Here is an 8734-nt window from a genome sequence, read left to right on the forward strand (position 1 = left end):
CGCTTATCGCGGTCGTCATCACCACGGGCGGAGCGAGGAGCGAAGCGACGCGCGCAGACCCGAGGATCCCTGCCGTGACTTGGAAGCGCCGCGGCGGTCCAGAACTCTGCACCGTTGCACATTTCGGTCCAGGTAACGGCATGGATTCCAGGGTCTGCGCGCGTCGCTTCGCTCCTTGCTCCGCCCTGGAATGACGAAGTTCGGGAGCCTCCAGCTCATCGCCAGCGTTTGCGCTGACTACCCCAAATGGACGCTGATAGCCTTGCCCGACAAGCCTGCGATCTCGGAAGTCGCAATTCTCGGCTCGCCCTGACCTGAATCTCAACGTACCTCAGCGCAGTTACCCATGACGAAATCCAGCAGATGCTCGGCCCAGGCGCGATAGCCTGCCTCGGAGGCGTGGAAGCCGTCGGACGCGAAGCCGGCATCGGGATTGGTGATCGGCAGGCGCGAGGCGGGCACGGCGCCGCGCTCGTTGCAGAGCCGCACGCCCATGCGGTTCATTTCCGTGGCGCGGATCTCGAGGATCCGGCCCAGCAATGGCGGCATTGCCGGCGCGCGGGTGAATTCCAGCACCGGCGACCAGACAACGCGCGCTTCCGGCCATTTGGCGCGCAGCGCGTATAGCAGCCCGCCGAACTCCTTCTTGAAGCGCGGCACGGAGTGAAAGTTCTTGGTGTCGTTGGTGCCGATGGCGAGCACGATATGCGTCCAGGGATCGGCCGATAAATTGGGCAGGACATGGTCGCGGATCTGGCCGGAGGTCGCCGAATTGAAGCCGGCGGCGCGCCAGCGCACGGCTCGGCCGGTTCGCTCGGCGATCAGGCCGGCAAGCCGCGCCGCTAGCCCGCGTTCGGATTGCTCGATGCCGACCGATGCTGCCGAGGAATCACCCAGGACCAGCAACGCGACGGATGGCGCCTTGCCCGGTATTTCGTGCAGCACCGGGCCTCGCGCAGGCAGCATCCGCGTGGTGCGGCGGCGCACGCCGAGGCCCTGCCAGACATAGACCGGGAAAGCGAGCCAGGTGAGGAGGGCAAGCAGGCGCTGCATGGCAAATCCGTTGAAAACAGCGGGAAGCCTTAGCGCATCTTCAGGCCCAGGTGAACGAGACGATCACGCGCAGCAGTCCGGCCGGTCCTCGTCCTGATATTCGTCGTGGAGGCGCACCCAGTCCATCAGGTTGTGATAGGGGCCGGTCTCGCCGCGGCCTTTCGGCGTCATGTCGAGGTAATGATAGGCTCCGATCAGCGCGTCGCCGCCGCGGCCTCGCGACAGGAAGGTCAGGAAGATGTCGCCATTGCCGTCGCGGTAGAAGACGCTGGTGCCGGGCAGGTCTTTCGACCGCAACGGTCGCTTCTCGAAATTGTAGGTCGTGTCGCCGGCCGCGATCTGCCTGTCGGTGAAGGAGACCTGCAGGTCGAAGTTGAAGTCCGATGCATAGGACGATACCCAGTCGAACTTCCAGCCCATGCGCTGCTTGTAAGGCAGGATCTCGGTCAGCGCCGCGCGCGAGACGACGACCAGGGATACGTCGTGGTGCTTGAGATGCTGGTTGGCGCCGTCGATATGGTCGGCGAGGAACGAGCAGCCCTGGCAACGGTGGTCGCAACCCGGCGTCATCATGAAATGATAGACGATGAGCTGGCTCTTGCCGGCAAAGAGATCGCCAAGACGCTTCGGTCCCGCTTCGCTCTCGAAGACATAATCCTTGCGCAGCTTGAACCAGGGCAGCTGCCGCCGCTCGGCGGCGACAAGGTCGCGGAAGCGTGTCAGCTCCTTCTCGCGTTCCAAATGATTGCGATGTGCCTCGAACCAGTCCTCGCGTGAAACCACGGCATTGCGTTGCATGACCATCTCCTGTCCTCTCCCGCCAAGGACGTTCGACATCGGCTCAACCCGACACAGTCGCCGTTGTTTCGCTGCTCAGGTAGGAACGCGGCCCGCAAAAAACAAAACCCGGGCCATGAGCCCGGGCTTCTGTTGGAATTGGAAGAGATGGCGTCAGGCGGCTTTCTCAAGCGCCGGCTGCCATTTCCCGAGCGCCGCCAGATGGTTCATATAGGCCCGGTGGGTGAAGGCGGCCTGGCCGGCGGCGACGTTCGAGGCCTTGCCGCTCCATGCCTTTTGCGGCGCGGCCTGCAGCGCGCGGCCATAGGAGAAGGTCAGCTTCCACGGATGCGGGCCGATGGCATTGATGGCGTTGAGGTTGGCCGTCGCTTCCTCGTCCTCCTGCCCGCCGGACAGGAAGGCGATGCCCGGCACTGCCGCCGGCACCACTTCGCGGAACAGTTTTATCGTCTTTTCGGCGATTTCCTCGGGGCTGTCGGTCCTGCCCGACTTCTTGCCGGAGATGACCATGTTGGGCTTCAGGATCGAGCCTTCCAGCACGACGCGCGCCGCGTAAAGCTCGTCATAGAGCTTGACCAGCGTCGCCTTGGTGACGTCGTAGCAGGTGTCGATCGAATGCGCGCCGTCCATCAGCACTTCCGGCTCGACGATCGGCACGATGCCGGCCTCCTGGCAAAGCGCGGCATAGCGGGCCAGCGCATGGGTGTTCGAGGCGATCGAGTTGGCCGAGGGTACGCCCTTGCCGGTGTCGATATCGATCACCGCGCGCCATTTGGCGAAACGGGCGCCGAGCTTGTAGTAATCGGCAAGCCGCTCGCGCAGGCCGTCGAGGCCCTCGGTGATGGTGTCGCCGGGAAAGCCCGCGAGAGGCTTGGCGCCGAGATCGACCTTGATGCCCGGAATGGAACCGGCCGCCTTGATGATGTCGACCAGCGGCGTGCCGTCGGCGGCCTTCTGGCGGATGGTCTCATCGAAGAGGATGACGCCGGAGATGTAGTTGGACATCGCTTCCTTGGCGCGGAACATCATCTCGCGATAGTCGCGCCGGTTGTCGGCGGTCGATTCGACGCCGATGACGTCGAAACGTTTCTTGATGGTGCCGGAGCTCTCATCGGCAGCCAAAAGGCCCTTGCCGCCGCTCACCATCGCGGTGGCGATATCTTCGAGACGTTCGCTCATGGGTGCTCTCCTACGCTGCGTTTGTTCCGCGCTAGCAGAACATTATCGCCAAAGGAATGACCCCGGAAAGCGCGAATCGATTGAAAGCCGCGCTGGCTTTGCCTTGTCTCGGATTGTTTACCGCTTCAGCACTTCGACGCCGGGCAGCGGCTTGCCTTCCATCCATTCGAGGAAGGCACCGCCGGCGGTCGAGACATAAGTGAAGTCGTCGGCGACGCCGGCATGGTTGAGGGCGGCCACCGTGTCGCCGCCGCCGGCGACCGAGACCAGCTTGCCTGCCTTGGTGCGGGCGGCCGCGTGCTTTGCCGCCGCCACCGTGGCGCGATCGAAGGGCTCTATCTCGAAGGCGCCGAGCGGGCCATTCCACACCAAGGTCGCGGCGCGGTCGATCCAGTCGGTAACGCTCTGCACGGTCTTTGCGCCGACATCGAGGATCATGCCGTCCGCCGGCACGGCATCGATGGCAACGGTCTCGCTCGCGGCACCCGCCTTGAATTCCTTGGCCACCACGCCGTCGGCGGGCAGGATGATGGCGCAGCCAGCTTCCGCCGCCTCGATCATGATCTGCTTGGCGGTGCCGGCAAGGTCGTGCTCGCAAAGCGACTTGCCGACATCGGTGCCACGCGCGGCCAGGAAGGTGTTAGCCATGCCGCCGCCGATCACCAGCGCGTCGACCTTCTTCACCAGGTTCATCAAAAGGTCGATCTTGGTCGAGACCTTGGCGCCGCCGACAATGGCGACCACCGGCCGTACCGGATTGCCGAGACCCTTTTCCAGCGCGTCGAGCTCGGCCTGCATGGTGCGGCCGGCATAGGCCGGCAGCCGGTGCGCCAGGCCTTCGGTCGACGCATGCGCGCGGTGCGCGGCGGAGAAGGCGTCGTTGACATAGATGTCGCCATTGGCGGCGAGCTTTTCCGTGAAGGCCGGGTCATTCTTCTCCTCGGCCTTGTAGAAGCGGGTGTTTTCAAAGAGCAGCACGTCGCCGTCCTTCATGGCGGCAACGCCTTCGGCGGCTTTGTCGCCGATACAGTCGGCGGCGAAGCGGACGGGGAGGCCGAGAACCTCGGCCGTGGCCCTGGCGATCGGCTCCAGCGAGAATTCGGCCGACGGACCATCCTTCGGACGGCCGAAATGGGCAAGCAGGATGACCTTGGCGCCTTTCTTCGAGAGTTCGGCGATGGTCGGCGCGATGCGCTCGATGCGAGTGGCGTCGGTCACCTTGCCGTCGGCGACGGGAACGTTGAGGTCGACGCGCACCAGGACGCGCTTGCCGCTGACGGCGCCGATGTCATCGAGTGTCTTGAAGCCGGCCATGATCCGTTCCTTCCTGGTGCGTTGACGCAATTCCGGACGGAAAGCCGCCCACATCTTTCATGGAATTGCTCTAGCGAAAACGCGGGGACCTTACCCGGCAGCGGCGGCGATGCAAGAGCCGCGTTAAAGCGCGCGCGCAAAAATGATGTCGCCATGAGACATCAGCCTTCGCCGGTTGCCTTTTGCTCGCCCGGTGCCGGCGCCACGGGATCGATCGGCACGTCCTCGACCGGCTGCTTTTCCACCGGCCTGCGCCAGTTGCGGATCAGCGCCGCTATGCGATCGCCGATCTCGCCGGCGCTCATGAACACCGGCACGCGCGCCACCTGCGCGGTCGGCTCGAAGGACAGGCCGAGCCCGGTGATCCGGCCTTTCTCGTCGACGTCGCGCACGATCAGCTCGATCGGCCCGATCATCACGCGGTCGGCATATTCGGCATGGCCGCCGAGCCGCTCGGTAACGAGCGCCGCGACGGTGAGCTTCTGTTCGGCCTCGGTAAGGCCAGGCCCATAGGCCGCTTCCAGCTCCGCCGCGGAGCGGGCCGGATCGACGGCAAAGGCGCCGAAGAAGTCGGCGTCCTCGGGGTCGACCACGGCGCGGCTGGCGAACAGCTTGTCGAGCAGGCGCGGATAGCGATCCGGCACGAAGATATAGACCTGGTCGCCAGCGGTGAGACGGCCCATGTCCTGGAAGCGCATCGAGCGGCCGTCGCGCAGCACCAGCGAGGGCCTTGCCCAGCGCGGGATGCGCTCGCCGCGCGCCACCGGGCTGCCGGGTGCGACGCGATAGGCAAGCAGTTCGTGATGGGCTGAGCCCGGCAGTTCGAGCTCGACCTTGTCCAGGGGCCCGAGACGCGCCGGCACGATCAGGCCGAGGCGGCGCGCCAGCGGCCCGACCGTCCAGCCCTGCACCACCAGCGACACTAGCACAATGATGAAGGCGGCGTTGAAGATCAGGCGGCCATGCTCCAGGCCGCCGAGCAGCGGCGTGATGGCAAGCAGGATCGAGACCGCGCCGCGCAGGCCGACCCAGGACACGAAGGCGACCTCGGGACGCGGCAGGCGGAAGGGGATCAGGCAGAGCCAGACGGCCAAAGGCCGCGCGACGAAGATCAGGAACAGGCCGAGCAGCACCGCCGGCACCAGGATCGCCGGGAACTGCGAGGGTGTGGCGAACAGGCCGAGGATCAGGAACATGATGATCTGCGCCAGCCACGACATGCCGTCCTGGAAACGCCTCAGGATGGTGACGGCGCGGATGTCGGAATTGCCCGCGATCAGCCCGGCAAGGTAGACGGCGAGGAAGCCTGAGCCGCCGACCGCGCCGGCGGCGGCAAACACCATCAGCGACAGCGTCAGCACGAAGATCGGCAGCAGGCCGTGATCCAGGTTGAGCCGCTCGACCAGACGCACGATGCCGAAGCCGCCGAGGACGCCGATCACGGCGCCGAGCCCCATATTGGCAAGAAAGCCAAGAAGGAGATTGGCGGCCAGCACGTTGGCCTCGGGGTTTGCATGCGCGGCGATGATCTCGACCAGGGTGATGGTGAGGAAGATGGCGATCGGGTCGTTGGTGCCGGATTCCACTTCGAGCGTCGAACGCACGCGCTCGCGCAGATGGATCTCGCCGGCGCGCAGCAGGAAGAACACGGCGGCCGCGTCGGTCGAGGCGACGGCGGCGCCGAGCAGGGAGGATTCCAGCCAGCTGAGCTTGAGAAAATAGGAGGCGGCGACGCTGAAGATGCCGGTGGTCAGGATGACGCCTATAGTGGCCAGCGACAATGCCGGCCCGGCCGCTTGCTTCAGTGCGTTGAGCGGGGTGCCGAAACCGGAGTCGAACAGGATGATGGCCAAAGCCAGTGAGCCGGCAAAATAAGCCAGCCGCGCATTGTCGAATTCGATGCCGAGGCCGTCGACGCCGGTGGCAAGCCCGATGCAGAGAAAGAGGAGCAGCAATGGAGCGCCGAAGCGGAAGGCGATCAGGCTCGAAAACGCGGCGGCAACAATGAGCGCAGTGCCGACCAGCGTCACAAGATAGATCGCATGCTCCATCCGCCAGTGCCCCTCAAGTCCCTCTCATTTGTCGATTTACGGGAGAGTGGGGCGAAGACATGACCAGTGCAAGGCAACAGCGTGGTTTTTTGGATTCTGCTGGCGTGGGGAAATGGAGGAGCCGCTTTCCTCTCGTCATCCACGGGCGGAGCGACTGGTGTTGCGGCTAATCTCCACGGCATGCGGAACCGCCGAGACTAAAACGAAAACGCCCGGCCGGAGCCGGGCGTTCGAAACTGCTTAGCGAGCCTGGATCAGGCGATGGTCTTGCCGAAGGCGACGGCGGTGTCGCCCATGCGGTTCGAGAAGCCCCATTCATTGTCGTACCAGGACAGCACCGAGACGAAATTGCCGTCCATGACCTTGGTCTGGTCGAGGGCCACGATCGAGGAGTGCGGATCGTGGTTGAAGTCGATCGAGACGTTCGGGTGATGGGTGACCGAGAGCACGCCCTTGAGCTTGCCCTTGGAGGCGGCGATCAGCGCTTCGTTGATCTCCTGCGGCGTGGTCGAACGCTTGGCGACGAACTTCAAGTCGACCACCGAGACGTTCGGGGTCGGCACGCGGATCGAGATGCCGTCGAGCTTGCCCTTGAGGTCGGGCAGGACCAGGCCGATCGCCTTGGCGGCACCGGTCGAGGTCGGGATCTGCGACAGCGCCGCGGCGCGGGCGCGGTAGAGGTCCTTGTGCATGGTGTCGAGCGTCGGCTGGTCGCCGGTGTAGGAGTGGATCGTCGTCATCATGCCCTTCTCGATGCCGACGGTCTCATGCAGCACCGCCGCCAGCGGCGCCAGGCAGTTGGTGGTGCAGGACGCGTTCGAGATGACGATGTGGTCCTTGGTCAGCTTGTCGTGGTTGATGCCGTAGACGACGGTGAGGTCGGCGCCTTCGGCCGGGGCTGAGACGATGACGCGCTTGGCGCCGGCGGCGAGGTGCGCGGCCGCCTTGTCGCGGGCCGTGAAGATGCCGGTGCATTCGAGCGCGATGTCGACGCCGAGTTCCTTCCACGGCAGCTGGGTCGGATCCTTGATCGCGGTGACCTTGAACTTCTCCTTGCCGACCGAGATCTGGTCGCCGTCGACGGTCACCTCATGCGGGAAGCGACCATGCACGCTGTCGTAGCGAAGCAGATGCGCGTTGGTCTCGACCGGGCCGAGGTCGTTGACGGCGACCACGTCGATATCCTTGCGGCCGGATTCATGGATGGCGCGCAGGATGTTGCGGCCGATGCGGCCAAATCCGTTGATGGCAACTCTGACGGTCATTGTTTTCTCCCTAGGGACTGGGGGCGATTGGGTCCGCTGCTTCATAGCGGCCATGAGCCAAAGAATCCAGCCGCAGAAGGTCGAACTTAAATCGATTAGGTTAGTCCAGCATGGCCGAGCCGCCTATTTGCGGCCCCGCGAATTGACGCAGCCGGTCAGCCGTGCAGACGAGTCTCGACCGCTTTTGCCGCGGCCTCGGCGGTGATGCCGAAATGCGGATAGAGTTGCTCGATCGAGCCGGAGGCGCCAAAACCGTGCATGCCGATGAAGACGCCGTCGGTGCCGATCAGGTGGTCCCAGCCCTGGCGGATGCCGGCCTCGATCGCGACCTTCACCTTGGCGTTGCCGATGATCTCCTTGCGGTAGTCATCGCTCTGCTGGTCGAACAGCTCGAAACAGGGCACCGAGACGACGCGGGTGGGATGGCCGTGCTTTTCGAGCAGGTCGCGCGCGCCGAGCGCGATCTCGACCTCGGAGCCGGTGGCGAAGATCGTCACCACGGCCTCGCCGTTTGCCGCGGCGAGCTCATAGGCGCCCTGGCTGGAGAGGTTCTTCGCCGAATGCTCGGTGCGCACGGTCGGCAGGTTCTGGCGGGTCAGCGCCAGGGTCGACGGCGTCTTTTCGGATTCCAGCGCGATTTGCCAACATTCGGCGGTTTCGACCGCGTCGGCCGGACGGAAGACATTGTGGTTCGGGATGGCGCGCAATGCCGCCAGATGCTCGACCGGCTGGTGGGTCGGGCCGTCCTCGCCGAGGCCGATCGAGTCATGCGTCATGACGAAGATGGAGCGGATGCCCATCAGCGAGGCCAGGCGCATCGAAGGACGGGCATAGTCCGAGAAGCACATGAACGTGCCGCCATAGGCGATCAGGCCGCCATGCAGCGTGAGGCCGTTGATCGCCGCCGCCATGCCGTGCTCGCGGATGCCGTAATGGACATAGCGCTGGCCGTAATCGTCCGGCGTGATGTTCTTGGTCTGGCTGGTCTTGGTGTTGTTGGAGCCGGTGAGGTCGGCCGAGCCGCCGATGGTCTCCGGCACCGCGCCGTTGATGACTTCCAGCGCCATTTCGGAG

7 protein-coding genes are annotated in these 8734 nt (G+C 64.9%); all 7 read right to left on the minus strand.

The genetic code is table 11. From position 1 onward, the window contains the following. Positions 1 to 321 precede the first annotated feature (321 nt). The gene (locus tag EOA24_RS18420) at positions 322 to 1053 is read right to left on the minus strand and encodes an SGNH/GDSL hydrolase family protein (protein WP_127258463.1); all 732 of its coding nucleotides are present in this window, start codon (positions 1051 to 1053) and stop codon (positions 322 to 324) included. Between the two features lie 63 nt (positions 1054 to 1116). Beyond that, the gene (locus tag EOA24_RS18425; RefSeq protein ID WP_126080830.1) at positions 1117 to 1851 is read right to left on the minus strand and encodes a thioredoxin family protein; all 735 of its coding nucleotides are present in this window, start codon (positions 1849 to 1851) and stop codon (positions 1117 to 1119) included. A 153-nt stretch (positions 1852 to 2004) separates the two neighbouring features. After that, positions 2005 to 3030, minus strand: coding sequence for a class I fructose-bisphosphate aldolase (locus EOA24_RS18430; RefSeq protein WP_127409968.1), 1026 nt, complete (start codon positions 3028 to 3030; stop codon positions 2005 to 2007). A gap of 117 nt (positions 3031 to 3147) precedes the next feature. Then, entirely contained in the window at positions 3148 to 4344 is a 1197-nt protein-coding gene (locus EOA24_RS18435; RefSeq protein WP_126080832.1) for a phosphoglycerate kinase, read from the minus strand. Positions 4345 to 4505: 161 nt separating this feature from the next. Beyond that, positions 4506 to 6395 carry a potassium/proton antiporter gene (locus EOA24_RS18440; protein ID WP_245466908.1) on the minus strand — a complete coding sequence of 630 codons (1890 nt, stop codon included), beginning with the start codon at positions 6393 to 6395 and terminating at the stop codon, positions 4506 to 4508. Positions 6396 to 6649: 254 nt separating this feature from the next. After that, positions 6650 to 7660 carry a type I glyceraldehyde-3-phosphate dehydrogenase gene (gap, locus tag EOA24_RS18445; RefSeq protein WP_126080833.1) on the minus strand — a complete coding sequence of 337 codons (1011 nt, stop codon included), beginning with the start codon at positions 7658 to 7660 and terminating at the stop codon, positions 6650 to 6652. Between the two features lie 155 nt (positions 7661 to 7815). Next, positions 7816 to 8734: transketolase C-terminal domain-containing protein (locus EOA24_RS18450; protein WP_281059889.1), on the minus strand; the 919-nt coding region annotated here is incomplete at its 5' end.

The organism is Mesorhizobium sp. M2A.F.Ca.ET.039.01.1.1, assembly GCF_003998035.1.
Taxonomy (GTDB): Bacteria; Pseudomonadota; Alphaproteobacteria; order Rhizobiales; family Rhizobiaceae; genus Mesorhizobium.